The sequence below is a fragment of the Brevibacillus ruminantium genome, assembly GCF_023746555.1.
In the GTDB taxonomy this organism is placed as follows: domain Bacteria; phylum Bacillota; class Bacilli; order Brevibacillales; family Brevibacillaceae; genus Brevibacillus; species Brevibacillus ruminantium.
In genome coordinates this window covers 322,501-338,722 of sequence record NZ_CP098755.1, presented here as the reverse complement: position 1 = coordinate 338,722, position 16,222 = coordinate 322,501, and the positions used below count along the sequence as shown (strand labels likewise).

At 50.2% G+C, this 16,222-nt stretch carries 10 protein-coding genes, 10 tRNA genes and 2 rRNA genes (1 of these 22 cut by a window edge); 1 reads left to right on the top strand and 21 read right to left on the bottom strand.

What is annotated here, in order from left to right; all coding sequences use genetic code 11:
• Window positions 1-13: 13 nt before the first annotated feature.
• The 8 genes from NDK47_RS01840 to sigW all read right to left on the bottom strand — a co-directional run bounded on the left by NDK47_RS01840 (window position 14) and on the right by sigW (window position 10,226).
• A complete protein-coding gene (locus NDK47_RS01840) occupies window positions 14-1,195 on the bottom strand; it encodes a restriction endonuclease subunit S (RefSeq protein WP_251873179.1) in 1,182 nt (393 codons plus the stop codon).
• Complete coding sequence (locus tag NDK47_RS01835; protein ID WP_251873178.1) at window positions 1,188-2,657, bottom strand: type I restriction-modification system subunit M; 1,470 nt, start codon at window positions 2,655-2,657, stop codon at window positions 1,188-1,190. Before NDK47_RS01835 ends, NDK47_RS01840 begins: the two co-directional genes overlap by 8 nt.
• Before the next feature lie 478 nt (window positions 2,658-3,135).
• A complete protein-coding gene (gene glmS / locus NDK47_RS01830; RefSeq protein WP_251873176.1) occupies window positions 3,136-4,968 on the bottom strand; it encodes a glutamine--fructose-6-phosphate transaminase (isomerizing) in 1,833 nt (610 codons plus the stop codon).
• A gap of 501 nt (window positions 4,969-5,469) precedes the next feature.
• Window positions 5,470-6,816 carry a phosphoglucosamine mutase gene (gene glmM, locus NDK47_RS01825; protein WP_251873175.1) on the bottom strand — a complete coding sequence of 449 codons (1,347 nt, stop codon included), beginning with the start codon at window positions 6,814-6,816 and terminating at the stop codon, window positions 5,470-5,472.
• Between the two features lie 47 nt (window positions 6,817-6,863).
• Window positions 6,864-8,105 carry a CdaR family protein gene (locus tag NDK47_RS01820; RefSeq protein WP_251873173.1) on the bottom strand — a complete coding sequence of 414 codons (1,242 nt, stop codon included), beginning with the start codon at window positions 8,103-8,105 and terminating at the stop codon, window positions 6,864-6,866.
• Window positions 8,098-8,916 (bottom strand): diadenylate cyclase CdaA, encoded by an 819-nt coding sequence (gene cdaA, locus NDK47_RS01815; RefSeq protein ID WP_305883361.1) that lies wholly within the window; start codon window positions 8,914-8,916, stop codon window positions 8,098-8,100. The genes NDK47_RS01820 and cdaA overlap by 8 nt, the downstream gene beginning before the upstream one ends.
• Window positions 8,917-9,021: 105 nt before the next feature.
• Window positions 9,022-9,645 carry a zf-HC2 domain-containing protein gene (locus tag NDK47_RS01810; protein WP_251873172.1) on the bottom strand — a complete coding sequence of 208 codons (624 nt, stop codon included), beginning with the start codon at window positions 9,643-9,645 and terminating at the stop codon, window positions 9,022-9,024.
• Between the two features lie 17 nt (window positions 9,646-9,662).
• Window positions 9,663-10,226: an RNA polymerase sigma factor SigW gene (sigW, locus tag NDK47_RS01805; RefSeq protein WP_251873171.1), complete on the bottom strand. Its 564-nt coding sequence runs from the start codon at window positions 10,224-10,226 to the stop codon at window positions 9,663-9,665.
• A gap of 180 nt (window positions 10,227-10,406) precedes the next feature.
• Between sigW and NDK47_RS01800 the strand changes: the two genes are divergently transcribed.
• A complete protein-coding gene (locus NDK47_RS01800) occupies window positions 10,407-10,556 on the top strand; it encodes an aspartyl-phosphate phosphatase Spo0E family protein (RefSeq protein WP_251873170.1) in 150 nt (49 codons plus the stop codon).
• Between the two features lie 132 nt (window positions 10,557-10,688).
• Here the strand turns inward: NDK47_RS01800 and rocF are convergent, their stop codons facing one another.
• The 13 genes from rocF to rrf form a co-directional block, all read right to left on the bottom strand.
• Window positions 10,689-11,585, bottom strand: a complete 897-nt coding sequence (rocF, locus tag NDK47_RS01795) for an arginase (protein WP_251873169.1) — start codon at window positions 11,583-11,585, stop codon at window positions 10,689-10,691.
• A 258-nt stretch (window positions 11,586-11,843) separates the two neighbouring features.
• Window positions 11,844-11,917 (bottom strand) — tRNA-Gly (locus tag NDK47_RS01790).
• A gap of 60 nt (window positions 11,918-11,977) precedes the next feature.
• Window positions 11,978-12,054: transfer RNA gene (locus tag NDK47_RS01785), tRNA-Pro, on the bottom strand.
• A gap of 35 nt (window positions 12,055-12,089) precedes the next feature.
• Window positions 12,090-12,166, bottom strand: a tRNA-Arg gene (locus NDK47_RS01780).
• A 37-nt stretch (window positions 12,167-12,203) separates the two neighbouring features.
• Window positions 12,204-12,279 (bottom strand) — tRNA-Lys (locus NDK47_RS01775).
• A gap of 8 nt (window positions 12,280-12,287) precedes the next feature.
• A tRNA-Gln gene (locus NDK47_RS01770) sits at window positions 12,288-12,362 on the bottom strand.
• Window positions 12,363-12,374: 12 nt separating this feature from the next.
• A tRNA-Tyr gene (locus NDK47_RS01765) sits at window positions 12,375-12,459 on the bottom strand.
• A gap of 92 nt (window positions 12,460-12,551) precedes the next feature.
• A tRNA-Val gene (locus tag NDK47_RS01760) sits at window positions 12,552-12,627 on the bottom strand.
• Between the two features lie 68 nt (window positions 12,628-12,695).
• A tRNA-Glu gene (locus NDK47_RS01755) sits at window positions 12,696-12,772 on the bottom strand.
• A 16-nt stretch (window positions 12,773-12,788) separates the two neighbouring features.
• Window positions 12,789-12,864 (bottom strand) — tRNA-Thr (locus NDK47_RS01750).
• A 7-nt stretch (window positions 12,865-12,871) separates the two neighbouring features.
• Window positions 12,872-12,947, bottom strand: a tRNA-Asn gene (locus NDK47_RS01745).
• Window positions 12,948-13,021: 74 nt separating this feature from the next.
• Window positions 13,022-15,949: ribosomal RNA gene (locus NDK47_RS01740) — 23S ribosomal RNA — on the bottom strand.
• A 182-nt stretch (window positions 15,950-16,131) separates the two neighbouring features.
• Window positions 16,132-16,222 (bottom strand): 5S ribosomal RNA (rrf, locus tag NDK47_RS01735) (it continues 26 nt past the right edge of the window).

Sequence of the window (16,222 nt, the reverse complement as noted above, 5' to 3'; positions counted from 1 at the left end):
ACCTCAGTTATGGTTAGTCGAAATACTGGCTCATTAGGCTGTCGAATAGGTGTTGGGTTTCGTCGAGTGCTTTTTTTACTAGGTTTTTTTGTTCTTCGATTTTGATGACGATATTGACGAATTGGTTTTGATATTCAATTGGTGGCAGTGGGATGATTTGTTTTTTAATTAAATTGAATTCTATATTATCTGCAGTTACAGCCCTTACATTTTTTAGGATATTATTTTGCATGAGAATAAAAAAGAAAAGCAGGTATTCCGGTACAACGTATTTGTTAGTAATAAAAGCCTTCATATCTTGATTAATTGCTACATCAACTTTGTTAATGGCAACGGGCAGTAATCTTTTTAAAATCCCGCTTCTAATTACCATTAAAACTGAATTTTTGGGTATAAGTTTTGCTGAACTATTACTGATAGCATCCGCGGTAATATGGTCTATGCTATCGCTAACCCAAGTAGATTTCATATCTTTCGGTGTTACCCACGGTATATCACCAATGTAATATTCTGGGTTGCTTTTAGAAGGGGTTCCCCCACCCATGATTTTTAAACATACCTTTTCAACTTTGCTAACATCCCAACCCTTTTCATTCGTAACAGGATCACCAAACATCTCATAAAAGTTGGATTTAATCAGGCTATCCAACTCTGCAAGTTGCCGTTTGCGCATGGCAAGCAGTTCTGTTGCGGTGTCTAAGGTTTTGGCGATTTGTTTTTGTGTTTCTAGTGGAGGGAGGGGGATTAATACATTTTCTAAAAAAGATTTTGGCACTCTCTTTTGTCCAGCACTACCAGTCATATTTTTTTCTGCTGATTCTCTAAGTTTTGAATGTGAAAGAATTCTATAAATCCATTCACTTATAACCAAATTTTTGTTTGGGCGTAATATGTGAAATTCAGTAGAGCCGACACCAAGACCGTTAATTAGACCTCTTGCTATAGCACCCTTGCCATTTTCCATACAAGGAGTAATTTTGGCAAATAGAATATCGTCCTCAATAAAATAAGAATATCCACTACTAACTTCAGAATATGAAACTTTATTTCCAGTAAAAATTTGACCATCCTCAGACACATCAGACATTGGAACAAAAGATACTTCATTTAGACTCTCGTATAAGTTCAGAGTCATCCTTTTGGGTGGATTAATTGTGCAAACATCACCCAACTTAACCATTTCCCACTTACTCACTGATAAGCCCCCTTAACTCCGCCATCTTCGCTGCAATATCCAGGTTCAGCTTATCTAGTCGCTCCATAATCACCCCTGGAGCATCGTACTCCACCTTCTCATACACAACCTCTTTGTAACGGTTGATGGACAAATCATAACCGTTTTCCTCAATAGCAGACTTGTCCACGAAAAAACTCTGCTCTGTCGGCTTGCGATCTGCTTCACCTTCGAGATGATGAAATCGCGCCAGAATATCAGGAATATCATTCTCCTCAATCGCAGAGCGTTTATCATCCAAAGAATACCCATCTGCTTTCATGTCATAGAACCAGACCTTGTCCGTCCCACCGGCACCCGTTTTCGTAAAGATCAACACAGCTGTGCTAACGCCAGCATACGGCTTAAACACCCCACTCGGCATAGAAATAACAGCCTGCAGCTGATGGTTTTCCACCAACTCTTTGCGCAACGCCTTATGTGCTTTGGTCGTCCCAAACAACACCCCATCCGGTACAATACATGCACAACGCCCACCTTTGCGAAGCATCCTCAAAAAGAGCGCGACAAATAACAACTCGGTCTTTTTCGTATCGCAAACAGTTTTCAGATTATCGTGGATACTCTCCGCATCCACGGTCCCCGTAAATGGCGGATTGGCAAGGATCATATCGTAAGCCGCAGCGATATCATTTTGCTTGGAAACACTGTCTACATAATCAATATGCGGATTTGTAATCGAGTGAAGCATCAGATTCATCGCAGAAAGACGCAGCATGGTACGGTCTGTGTCCAAACCGGTGAACATGTCGCTGGCAAAATGCTCCCATTGCTCACTGGTCATTTCCGATTCATAAGTTTGCCGGATATACTCCGCTGCCGAGACCAGAAAGCCCGCTGTACCGCATGCCGGGTCACAGATCTTGTCATCTGGGGTAGGAGCGAGCAGTCGCACCATCATGTCACGGATGTGCTTGGGCGTACGGAACTGCCCGTTTTGACCGGCTGTAGCCAGCTTGCCCAACATATACTCATACAGATCGCCTTGCATATCCAAATCCTTGATGTCGTGTTCGTAGAGTTCGTCCAATCCGGTAATGATCTTTTGCAGAATCTGCGGCGTCGGAATCAAAAACATCGCATCTTGCATATAGCGGGAAAAGGCAGATGTAGTTTCCCCGTTCATCGATTTGATAAAGGGAAAAACCTTCGTGCCGACAATGTCATAAATCACGCGTGCATCTTTGGTCTTGAACTTGCTCCACCGCAAGGACTGTCCGTCTTCATCCTGTGGGAAGATCTTTGGCATTTCTTGCCCGCTTACTGCTTCGAAGCTCTCCGTTTCCAGTTCCTTTTCGTCCAGAGAACGAATGAACATTAGGTATGTAAGCTGTTCAATAACGGTCAGCGGATTGGTGATCCCCCCAGCCCACATATCGGTCCATATCTTATCTACCTTGTTGCGAATTTCTCCTGTTAGCATCCTGTTTAGCTCCAATCTATATTAAATCTTAGGTAATTTGTAATTTATTGGACTAGTTCTATTGTAGTATACCATAGTATCAATTAGCTTGCGGCGGAATGAAATAAAAGCAATGAGGGGATAAATACCAAAGGGGTTTCCTATGGCATACACTTAGAACCTCTTTCCGGTAGTAATGTAGTTTATATACCCTACGAGAGACCATTAAATTTCCTGGTTTTCACAAAATTATCCTCCCCTTCGACATCTTCTTTTAGTTGGGCATCTCTCTACAAAGAAAAAAAGCTACCCTGTACAGGTAGCTGAATTACAACAGACAGTTTCTAAGTTGTAGTATCGTGATGCGACAGCACCCATTCAAAGCATTAGCAGTTATCACCAGTCTAATACTTTATTTTCTAGTCTACAACTTTATTATTCAGTCTAAAACTATAATTTATTTGAAACTTTATTTTTACTATTTCTATTACCATCCACCCTACTCCACCGTCACACTCTTCGCCAAATTCCGCGGCTTATCAACATCCAAACCGCGCGCAGCAGAGGTGTAGTAGGCAAGCAATTGCAATGGAATGACGGTCAGGATTGGCGTTAACATCGGCGTGGTGGCCGGGATGTGAATCACTTCATCCACCGATTTGGCCAGCTCGCGGTCGCCTTCGAGCGCAAAGCCGAGGACGTGAGCACCGCGTGCTTTTACTTCCACGATATTGCTGACCATTTTTTCATAGATATCGGCTTGGGTAGCCAGAGCCACCACCGGGATGTCGTCTTCGATCAGCGCAAGCGTGCCGTGCTTCAGCTCGCCGGCGGCATACGCTTCCGAGTGAATATAGGAAATCTCCTTGAGCTTGAGCGAGCCTTCTAGGGAGACGGCGTAATCCAAACCGCGTCCGATGAAGAACAGGCTGGTCGCATTCTGAATCGTTTTGGCAAATTGACGAATGGGCTCTCCATTGTCCAAAATCGCGCTAATCTTCGCTGGCAGTGCTTGCAGATGCTCGACAACGTCGGCAACCTCAGCAGCAGACAGCGTTCCTTTTACCTGGGCAAAGTACAGAGAGAACAGGTACAGGGCGATGACCTGTGACGTGTAGGCTTTGGTCGAGGCCACGGCCACTTCCGGACCGGCCCAGGTAAAGATGACCTCGTCTGCTTCACGGGCGACGGAACTGCCCACCACGTTGGTGATAGCCAGTACCTTGACGCCGCTCTTCTTCGCCTCACGGAGCGCGGCCAGCGTATCGGCAGTCTCACCGGACTGGCTGATGACGATCATCAGGGTCTTGTCGGTGTAAATCGGATCGCGGTAGCGGAACTCAGAGGCCACAGCCACTTCCACCGGGACGCGCGTCCATTTTTCGAGGACATCCTTGCCCACCAGCCCAGCGTGCATGGAGGTACCGCAGGCCACGATGTACAGTCGATCATAGGCGGACAGCTCTGCGTCGCTCATATTCAGCTCAGGCAGAACCACGCGCTTGTTATCTTCGTCGATCCGCGCGCCCATCGTATCGCGCACAGCTTGCGGCTGCTCGTGGATTTCCTTGAGCATGAACGAATCATAGCCGCCTTTTTCGGCTTGGATCAGATCCCAGTCGACGTGGAAGATGTCCCGCTCGATTTTTTCACCCGTCTGGGCATCCATCAGCTCAACGCCGCCCTTGGTCAGGACTGCCATTTCCCCTTCGTTGAGGATGTATACATCGCGTGTATGCTCCAGCAGCGCCGGGATATCGGAACCGATGAAGCTCTGTCCCTCACCAACACCGACGATCAGCGGGCTGGCCAGTCGCACCGCTACCAGCTTATCCGGTTCGTGCTCTGTCATGATCCCCAGTGCATAGGCTCCGCGCATGCGTTGTACCGCTTTGCGAACAGTCGACACGATATCACCGTCATAAAGGTCAGCCAGCAGATGCGCAATTACCTCTGTATCCGTCTCCGAGGTAAACGTATAGCCCTTGCTGATCAGCTCTTCTTTGATCGGTATGAAGTTTTCAATAATGCCGTTGTGGACAACAGCAAATTTGTGGCTTGAATCGGTATGCGGATGAGCATTTTCGTCAGACGGCTTTCCGTGCGTCGCCCAGCGTGTATGACCGATCCCGGCATGGCCAGCCAGCGGTTGTACAGCCAGTTTTCCTTCCAGGACAGCAAGACGTCCCTGTGCCTTGTCGACGAGCAGCCCTTGCTCGGTCAGTACTGCGATCCCTGCTGAATCATATCCGCGGTACTCCAGCTTTTGGAGTCCTCCGATGATAATCTCTTGCGCTTGTTTATCGCCAATGTATCCTACAATTCCGCACATGTATGTGAGTCCCCTTCCTCTAAGACGGGGACACAACCCGATGTTATTGTTTGTACGGGGGTTGCGCCCCCGTCATTCCAGATGTCTATTTTCACGCATTCATTTTCCAAAAAAAGGTATTACGTATCATGCGCAGGTCTTGTGCAACAGGTTGCCCCGTTGTTTTGCCCCCGCGCTCCGCGGCCGTGATACCCGGCCGGGAGGCATCCGCCGAACGCTTCGATAAACCTCCACCTCGTCCACTACACTCCACATCGGGCAGCTGTAGTGCTGGCGCTTAAACCAACATTCATCTTTTTCTTGCTCGTCTTTGCTTCCTGACATTCCCCCTTTTTTCATGTGAGCCCAGGCACATTCCAAACTTTATCACAGTTGTCCAAACATCACAATCATTCTTTTGTCTTAGAATACCTGAGCGAATTCACAGGCCGCCAGAGCCACTTGTGAATCTTTTATACTTGTATGCAAAGGGGAGTGGCTCCGTACCACCCCCCGACTTTTTTACACGAGTTCCTTTTTGACTACCTCGGCAATATGCGTAACCAGCTCTTCCAGTTGTGCCTCATCCGGGCCCTCGGCCATGACACGCACAATCGGTTCTGTACCCGACGGACGAACGAGTACGCGGCCGTTTCCTGCCAGCTTCTCTTCGACCTCACGGATGGCCTGTTCGATGACCTCGTTGCCACTCAGCTTAGACTTGTCTTCTACGCGGACATTGACCAGGAGCTGCGGATACTTGGTCATAACCTGCTTGAGCTCAGAGAGCGGCTTCCCTGACTCTTTCAGAATGTTGAGGAGCTGCAAGCCGGTCAAAAGGCCGTCTCCTGTCGTGTTGTAGTCGAGGAAGACAATATGACCGGATTGCTCGCCGCCGAGGTTGTAGCCCCCGCGCAGCATCTCCTCCACCACATAGCGGTCTCCCACAGCCGTTTTGGTCGTATTGATCGAGCATGCCTCCATGCCCTTGAAAAAGCCCATATTGGCCATGACTGTCGTCACGACTGTATTGTTGTTCAGCTTTCCTTTTGCTTTCAGGGCGCGGGCACATATCGCCATGATATAGTCCCCGTCCACAATTTCTCCGTTCTCATCCACCGCAATGCAGCGATCCGCATCGCCATCGAAGGAAAGTCCCAGATGTGCTTTGTGCTTGAGCACTTCCTCCTGCAGGCGTTCCGGATGAGTGGAGCCGCACTGCTCGTTGATGTTCACCCCATTGGGATTGGCTCCGATGGTGATCACCTCGGCCTCGACATCTGCGAAAAGACGGGCTGCCAGTGAAGAAACAGCACCATTGGCACAATCCAGCACCACTTTCATACCGTCAAAGCGCTCGGAAACAGAGCTTTTCAAATGGGAGAGGTACTTCTGTCCACCCTCCAGGAAGTCGATCACCGATCCGATCTGCTCGCCAGTCGGGCGCGGCAATGTATCCTCTGCTGCATCCAGGTATTGCTCGATCTCCGCTTCTACCTCATCGGAGAGCTTGAAGCCGTTGCTTCCGAAAAATTTGATGCCATTATCCGGGAAGGGATTGTGGGAGGCAGAAATCATGACACCCGCATCGGCTCCCAGCGCCCGCGTCAGATAAGCAACTCCGGAAGTAGAGATGACACCAAGCCGGACTACCTCCGCTCCTACCGAGAGGAGGCCGGACAATAGCGCACTTTCCAGCATTTGGCCGGAAATGCGGGTATCACGTCCAATGACTACCTTGGGTTTGCCTTCCTGTCTATGTCTGGTGAGAGCATAACCGCCTACACGTCCGATTCGAAACGCCAATTCAGGCGTCAACTGTGCATTGGCGACTCCGCGCACACCATCTGTTCCGAAATACTTCCCCATGTTTGTCCCTCATTTCTTTCCTTGTACAAAACAGCTTATGCCCAGAATTATTTTTTGGTGATTTCGACTGTGACCTTCGTGATTAGATTTTTCGCCGGCTTTACGTAATCGGGCTGGTTGAAAATATAGGTGACCGGCACTTCATACACTCCGGCTGGCATGTTGCTGACATCCACCATAACCTGAACATCCTCTGGTCTTAGTTTTTCCAGTATGGATGGGGCTCCAACCGTATCGACATCCAATGTCGAGATTTCCTGTCCTTCTGCGGACATGACGCGCGCCTCCATCGTCTCAGCTAAGCCGCTGATGCGGATTGGGATTTTTTCCAAACGCTTGGTCGCGGACGGAACTACCTTCAGGGAAATCTTCAGGTAATCGGGTTCCACTTTTACAATATTCTCCAATACCGGCATCTTTCGTTCGATCACGCGATCCGAGGTAATGTCGCTCAAATCCACTTCCGGCCCCGGATACGTCTCCGTTTTCATCGCATCGATGACTTCCTTCGGTCCGTATACCGTCACCTCATCCACATTCGTATCCACACTAGCCAAACTATATCCATCGGGCAATTCATTCGTCAAGTTTAATTTGATCGGGACCTGGACATACGGGCTGGTCACCGGCACTTGAATCTCCGCCGTCAGCGGGATGACTTCCGCTCCCTGCAAGGTATTCCCCGACTTGTCCATTACTTTCAACGGCACGGTTGTTTTGATCGGCGAGGTTGCCCCTTCCAGGTCGACAGGAGCCTTAACAGCCGCCACCCGATCGGCCTGACTCTCCGGTACGCGAACCAGTACGCGGAACGGTTTGACCAGCGGTTCTCCCGCTTTGTACCCAGGAGCTACCTGGCCCAGTAGTTCTACGGTAACCTCTCGCTCTACGGTTTTCTTCTCCTCCAACGTCACTTCGACGATGCTGGGAATAATGCCAACCTTTACATCATCAGGAAAGCCCTTGTACTGTACGGGTACCCGGTGAGTCCCCTTTCCTTTATCCATCAAGTCCACATAGACCTCGCGGGAGTCTTGCGGAACGAGATTGTGCTTGTAAAACGGGTTGTTGGTCTCCAATGCGAGCTGGACCGTGCGCGGCATTTTGGCGACATAATAGCGGTCGGTATCGTACTTGACATGCAGGTTGACACTGTCAATCAACAGGGGAGGCGCAGATTCTGTAGAAGTTGGCGATTCTCCCTCCACATTGACAACCGTCCACATCATGACAGCCAGCAAAAGAGCAGCTATACGCGCAAACCAATGACTGTTTACCCACTTATCCATTGAGTTTTCGCCTCCATTGCCATAAACTTCCGGATTTGCTCTTCAGGGCTGGATGCAGTTTCTCGGTAAGGAGTTCAGCCAGCTGCTCCTCGGTCAGACCTCGGTTCATGAGTCCATTTGCGGTAAAGGAAACCTGGCCTGTCTCCTCTGACACCACAATAGCCATACCGTCAGATACTTCGCTTACTCCGATAGCCGCCCTGTGGCGTGTGCCCAGCTCTTTAGAGATGGAGCTGCTTTCGGAGAGGGGCAAATAGCTGGCTGCCGCCAAAATGACGTCTTTTCTCATGATGACCGCCCCGTCGTGCAAAGGTGTATTCGGAATAAAAATGTTGATCAGCAGCTCAGAACTGACTCGACCGTTAATCGCGATCCCCGTTTCCACAAAATCATTCAGACCGGTTTCCCGCTCGATGACGATCAGGGCCCCAATGCGGCGTTTCGCCATATAGGTAACGGCTTTACACACTTCCTGTACGACGCGATGTACGGTCTCTTCATCCTGAATCGTATTGGTTCGGGAAAACAGCTTCCCCCGCCCCAACTGTTCCAACGCGCGCCGCAGCTCCGGCTGAAAGATAATCACGATCGCCAACACCCCGAAGGTGAAGGCCTGTGACATCAGCCAATGCAGTGTCGTGAGCTGAAAGTACTTGCTCAACAGCCAGGTAATAATAATCACCATGATCCCCTTGAGCAGCTGTACAGCGCGTGTACCCCTGATCAGCATAATCAATTTATAGACAACGTATGTGACGAGCAAAATATCTATCACATACCGTAATATATCCCCATATTCCATCGATATCATATCGAAGCCCCCATGTCTCGCCCATCTCAATGCGGTCGCTCGATTCCCTGCGGAAAAAGCACGGCTTCTCGCGCCGTGCTGATTCTTTGTACTCTTTATTTTCTCCTATGGGAAGATGGGAAGCAAGTCATTTCCAATATTTTTCACTTCATACCAGATCCAATCGAAAATGGCTTCGATCGATTCGGCGTTTCCAGCGACCTGAGCAGTCGAGGCCAAAATGACCTTGCCCTCAATCGCGACTACATTCCCTTTCACTTCTCCCAGGACCTCTACGTTGCCGTTTCGCACCACAAGGTCACCGTCTATGGTGGTTCCAGCCGGCACCACAACGACATTGCGGGAACGGTCTATCTTCAGCTTATCCATATTGGAAGTGGCAATTTGCAGCGTATTGTCCCTCTCGTACCAGGAGGCGGCTGTACTCCCTGTCATCAGGAAGAGAAAAACAGCGGCAGCAGTAAGAAACGGATGGTTCCGCAGCCAGGCAGCGAACCTTTTCTTTTTGGTCGGTTGAGGAAGTTGTGCAACCACTCTGGCTGTAAAATCCGGAGAGACGTGTATATGGGACGCGCTTTGTAAAAAGGCGATCGTTTTTTGCAGCTCGTGAAGATGTTGACGGCAGATACTACAGGTTCTGAGATGAGACTGTAGCTGCTGGTTGGATAGTTCGTCGATATCTTCATCCAAAAATTCATGAATGAGAACGATCATTTCTCGGCATTCCATCGTAGTTTTCTCCTTTCCTACATAAATCGCAGCTTGCTGCGCAACGCTTCCCGTCCGCGATGGATACGGGTTTTGATGGTTGTAACCGGCAGCTTGACGATCTCACTAATCTCCTGCAACGACAGATCCTCAATGTAGCGCAATATCATGATAGACCGGTACTTGGGCGCCAAATGAGTCAAGGCCTCCTGTACTGTCTCTTGCAACTCTTGTGTAACTACTTTGTCCGCTGGATTTTTTTCTTCGGAGGACAGGCGGGAGTACCAATCCATCCCTTGGCCTGGCTCTACCTCTTCGTCCAGTGAAAAGTCCGGCCGTTTTTTTCTCCCGCGGTCGATACACAAATTGGTTGCGATCCGGTAAATCCACGTGGAGAATTTAAAGTTCTCATCATATGTGTGCAAATTGGCATAGACCCGTAAAAAGGTCTCCTGGGCAATATCCTCAGCATCCTGACGGTTTCCAACCATCCGGTATGCGAGTTGAAAAATCTTGTCTTTATATATATCGATTAACTCGGCAAAAGCCTCGCGGTCCCCGCGTTTGGCTCGCTGTGTTAACCGTTTTTCTACAAAATCCATGCGATCCTCCCCGCAATACCGTAATCCTTATATACGAATGATACAGCATTTGGTTTCAAATTTGGATGTGTTTACACCGCCATTTTTTTGGGAATGACAGGAATAAAGACGTGGGTTGTCTTTATATAGTAGTGATGGCACCTCTTTTATCCTGATGATGATGTAAAGGAGCGTGGAAGGATGAATCAGGATGACGTTCTTCTCGAGATTGAACAGCTTCGGCAAGAGCTGAACAAGAGATATAAAGAGCAGGAAACCATCACTGCTGAAATGATCGAGCTAAGCGTACGGCTGGATGAACTGCTCAATCAACTGCATCTCCATCCTTAGTACTGTACCGCTTTTCCCTATCGCATGTAAAGATGTGGAAACGTGAAAACCTCAAGATGTTTCAATCCCCGAAGAGAAGGGACGTTTTTAACAAGAAAAGGAGAGGATAACCTCTCCTTTCTTTCCGGCCGTTTATAATAATTTGTCTCCGAGGGCGGAACTCATCAGCGCAACAGCAACTCTGGCTGTCGCGTTTTGCTTATCCAGGATCGGGTTCACCTCTACAAACTCGGCTGAGCAAAGGACATCAGCATCCGCCAGCATTTCCAGGGCCAAATGTCCCTCTCGGTAGGAAATTCCCCCTATGACTGGCGTACCTACCCCTGGTGCATCATGTGGGTCCAGCCCATCGAGATCCAGGCTGAGATGGACACCGTCCGTATTCTTCGATACATGAGCGATTGCTTCTTCCATGACGCGTGCCATTCCCAGCTTATCAATCTCATGCATCGTAAATACTTTCAGGCCGACTCTTTTGATCAGCTCCCGTTCACCTTTATCCAAATCCCTGGCACCGATGATTACCACATTCTCCGGTTTCAGCTTGGGTGCGTAACCACCGATTTGTACCAGGCGGTCATGCCCGTAGCCCAGGCTGGCTGCCAAAGGCATCCCATGTATGTTTCCAGATGGGGATGTTTCACCGGTATTTAGGTCGCCATGGGCATCAAACCAAATGACCCCCAAATTCTTCTTGTGTTTCGCGACACCGGCAACCGTCCCCAGCGCGATACAGTGGTCTCCGCCCAGTACCAGCGGAAAACGTCCTTCTGCCATGATATCGCTTACAACTTCGGCCAGCTTTGCATTGGCCGCAACGACTTCATCCAAATACTTGTGATTCTCTGTTTCCGTAAAGTGGTGGGGCCTGGTAACAGGAATGTCCCCTCTGTCTTGGATGTTCAGGCCCAGTTGCTCCAAACGGGCTACAACGCCTGCGTAACGAATGGCGCTCGGTCCCATATCTACTCCTCGGCGATCAGCTCCCAAATCGAGTGGGACACCAACGATACTGATGTTTTTGTTCATGAACCTGACTCCTTCCTTGGCTACCTGGCTTGTTTCTGTAAAAAACGTCCTCTCTCTCGCGGACGGTCAACATCCCTCGATGCTTTTCAGCAACTGAGAGGTGACCGTTTTGGTCACATGAAAGTCACAATCGTTTTGTGTTCTTATTGTAGCCTTGAAAGGAGAAATGACTCAACTCGACAGAAATCTGCATAAATACACCGTAAAATAAAAACAGACAACCAGTTTGGTTGCCTGCTGTTTCGTTTAAGGAACGTATGGAGCGGGTGATGGGAATCGAACCCACGCGACCAGCTTGGAAGGCTGGAGTTCTACCATTGAACTACACCCGCACAAATATCATCATAACCACGCAAACGAATAATAATCCCATCATTCCATGGGATAAAACATGGTCGGGAAGACAGGATTCGAACCTGCGACCCCTTGGTCCCAAGCCAAGTACTCTACCAAGCTGAGCTACTTCCCGACATTATTTTTTTCACTTCACTTTTAGGGTTGAAGTGGCGTGCCCTGAGAGATTCGAACTCCCGACCTTTTGATTCGTAGTCAAACGCTCTATCCAGCTGAGCTAAGGGCACATCATATTCAGGTTTCAATCACCAGCATTAAAAAAACTGGTGAGCCATGAAGGACTCGAACCTTCGACCCTCTGATTAAAAGTCAGATGCTCTACCAACTGAGCTAATGGCTCATTACAAGTGGCTGGGGTACTAGGATTCGAACCTAGGAATGACGGAGTCAAAGTCCGTTGCCTTACCGCTTGGCTATACCCCAATGATGTTTAACTGGTGGGGAGAGACGGATTCGAACCGCCGAACCCAGAGGGAGCAGATTTACAGTCTGCCGCGTTTAGCCACTTCGCTATCTCCCCATATGGAAGTGTCGTTGATCAAATACTTCTGCCCTTTCTTCGAGGGTGAACCGGTACGGTGAGATCCCATATCGAAAGCGACGAAGAAAGAATGGTGGAGGCTGACGGGATCGAACCGCCGACCCTCTGCTTGTAAGGCAGATGCTCTCCCAGCTGAGCTAAGCCTCCATGTTCGGACCCCGCAAAGAACACTCGGATATGGATGAAACCACCCGGGCTTTCCTTGTGGGGAAATATGGTGACCCGTAGGGGATTCGAACCCCTGTATGACAGCGTGAAAGGCTGCTGTGTTAAACCGCTTCACCAACGGGCCATTAGTTAAATAATAATGGTGCTCCCGACAGGAATCGAACCTGCGACCTCTTCCTTACCATGGAAACGCTCTACCTACTGAGCTACAGGAGCATGGATATGGCTCCTCGGGAGGGACTCGAACCCCCGACCGATCGGTTAACAGCCGATTGCTCTACCAACTGAGCTACCGAGGAACATTTATGAAGGAACACAGCTCGTGCTGCTTCGCACCTTCAAAACTGGATATGCATGTTTGCTAAAGGGTTTTGTGGATAAGTCCTCGACCGATTAGTATTCGTCAGCTCCACGCGTTGCCGCGCTTCCACACCGAACCTATCAACCTCATCGTCTATGAGGGGTCTTACCAGCTTGCGCTGTGGGAAGTCTCATCTTGGAGGGGGCTTCACGCTTAGATGCTTTCAGCGCTTATCCCTTCCGCACATAGCTACCCAGCTGTGCCACTGGCGTGACAACTGGTGCACCAGCGGTGCGTCCATCCCGGTCCTCTCGTACTAAGGACAGCTCTCCTCAAACTTCCTGCGCCCGCGACAGATAGGGACCGAACTGTCTCACGACGTTCTGAACCCAGCTCGCGTACCGCTTTAATGGGCGAACAGCCCAACCCTTGGGACCTACTTCAGCCCCAGGATGCGATGAGCCGACATCGAGGTGCCAAACCTCCCCGTCGATGTGGACTCTTGGGGGAGATAAGCCTGTTATCCCCAGGGTAGCTTTTATCCGTTGAGCGATGGCCCTTCCATGCGGAACCACCGGATCACTAAGCCCGACTTTCGTCCCTGCTCGACTTGTAGGTCTCGCAGTCAAGCTCCCTTCTGCCTTTACACTCTACGAATGATTTCCGACCATTCTGAGGGAACCTTTGGGCGCCTCCGTTACCTTTTAGGAGGCGACCGCCCCAGTCAAACTGCCCACCTGGCATGGTCCTCTCACCCGATCAGGGTGACGAGTTAGAAACTCCGTACATCAAGGGTGGTATCCCACCGACAGCTCCACAGAGGCTGGCGCCCCTGCTTCTCAGCTTCCCACCTATCCTGTACATGATGCACAAAGTTCCAATACCAGGCTACAGTAAAGCTCCATGGGGTCTTTCCGTCTTGTCGCGGGTAACCTGCATCTTCACAGGTATTATGATTTCACCGGGTCTCTTGCCGAGACAGCGCCCAAGTCGTTACGCCTTTCGTGCGGGTCGGAACTTACCCGACAAGGAATTTCGCTACCTTAGGACCGTTATAGTTACGGCCGCCGTTTACTGGGGCTTCGGTTCAAAGCTTCGCTTGCGCTAACCCATCCCCTTAACCTTCCAGCACCGGGCAGGCGTCAGCCCCTATACTTCGCCTTGCGGCTTCGCAGAGACCTGTGTTTTTGCTAAACAGTCGCTTGGGCCTTTTCACTGCGGCCCCCTCGGGCTATAAACCCTACCGGGGCGCCCCTTCTCCCGAAGTTACGGGGCCATTTTGCCGAGTTCCTTAGCAAGAGTTATCCCGCGCACCTTAGGATTCTCTCCTCGCCTACCTGTGTCGGTTTGCGGTACGGGCACCTTGTTCCTCGCTAGACGCTTTTCTTGGCAGTGTGAAATCAGGGACTTCGGTACTAAAATTTCCCTCGCCATCACAGCTTGCCCTTGATAGTGTGCGGATTTGCCTACACACCAGGCTTGCTGCTTGGACGGCCATCCAGTAGGCCGCTCACCCTATCCTCCTGCGTCACGCCATTGCTCAAACGGTACAGAGGTGGTACAGGAATATCAACCTGTTGTCCATCGCCTACGCCTTTCGGCCTCAGCTTAGGTCCCGACTAACCCTGGGAGGACGAGCCTTCCCCAGGAAACCTTAGGCTTTCGGTGGACAAGATTCTCACTTGTCTTTTCGCTACTTACACCGGCATTCTCACTTCCAAGCGCTCCACCGCTCCTTCCGGTACGGCTTCACTGCTGCTTGGAACGCTCCCCTACCCAGTCCGTAAGGACTGCCATAGCTTCGGTGGTATGTTTAGCCCCGTTACATTTTCCGCGCAGAGTCACTCGACCAGTGAGCTATTACGCACTCTTTAAATGGTGGCTGCTTCTAAGCCAACATCCTGGTTGTCTGGGCAACTCCACATCGTTTCCCACTTAACATACACTTGGGGACCTTAGCTGATGGTCTGGGCTGTTTCCCTCTTGACGATGGATCTTAGCACTCATCGTCTGACTCCCGGACATAAGTCATTGGCATTCGGAGTTTGACTGAGTTCGGTAACCCGATGAGGGCCCCTAGCCCAATCAGTGCTCTACCTCCAAGACTCTAATTCCGAGGCTAGCCCTAAAGCTATTTCGGGGAGAACCAGCTATCTCCGAGTTCGATTGGAATTTCACCGCTAGCCACACCTCATCCCCGCACTTTTCAACGTGCGTGGGTTCGGGCCTCCAGTAGGTGTTACCCTACCTTCACCCTGGACATGGCTAGATCACACGGTTTCGGGTCTACGGCAACGTACTTGCGCCCTATTCAGACTCGCTTTCGCTGCGGCTCCGTCTCTTCGACTTAACCTCGCACGCTACCGTAACTCGCCGGTTCATTCTACAAAAGGCACGCCGTCACCCATAGATCGGGCTCCGACTATTTGTAAGCACACGGTTTCAGGTACTATTTCACTCCCCTCCCGGGGTGCTTTTCACCTTTCCCTCACGGTACTGGTTCACTATCGGTCGCTAGGTAGTATTTAGCCTTAGCAGATGGTCCTGCCAGATTCACACGGGATTTCACGTGTCCCGCGCTACTCGGGGTGGGTCTCGGAGAGACGCGCGTTTAGGCTACGCGACTGTCACGCTCTATGGTCAGCTTTCCCAAACTGTTCACCTACGCGCGTCTTTTGTAACTCCATGTGAGACGCCCCACAACCCCGCCAGGTAAACCTGACGGTTTAGGCTCTTCCGCGTTCGCTCGCCGCTACTGACGGAATCACTATTGTTTTCTCTTCCTCCGGCTACTTAGATGTTTCAGTTCACCGGGTCTGCCTTCTCGCCACCTATGTATTCAGTGACGGATACCATCCCATTACGGATGGTGGGTTTCCCCATTCGGAGATCCCCGGATCAAAGCGTGCTTACCGCTCCCCGAGGCTTATCGCAGTTCGCTGCGTCCTTCTTCGGCTCCTAGCGCCAAGGCATCCACCGTGTGCCCTTAGTAACTTAACCACATTTGGTTAGTACTAATAGTACTTACACTTTAAATATCCTTAGCAATTACATGCATTATCCAGTTTTCAAAGAACGAAAAACTTCGTTTTCCGTAGACCGCAAGCGGTCTAATTGAAGTTTTATGAAAAACGTCGAGACGTTTTTCACTGTAATTTAGTTGCTTCATAGAAGAAACAACCGCCTGGCAACGTCCTACTCTCCCGGTCCCCTGCGGGACAAGTACCATCGGCGCTGGAGGGCTTAACGGCCGTGTTCGGTATGGGAACGGGT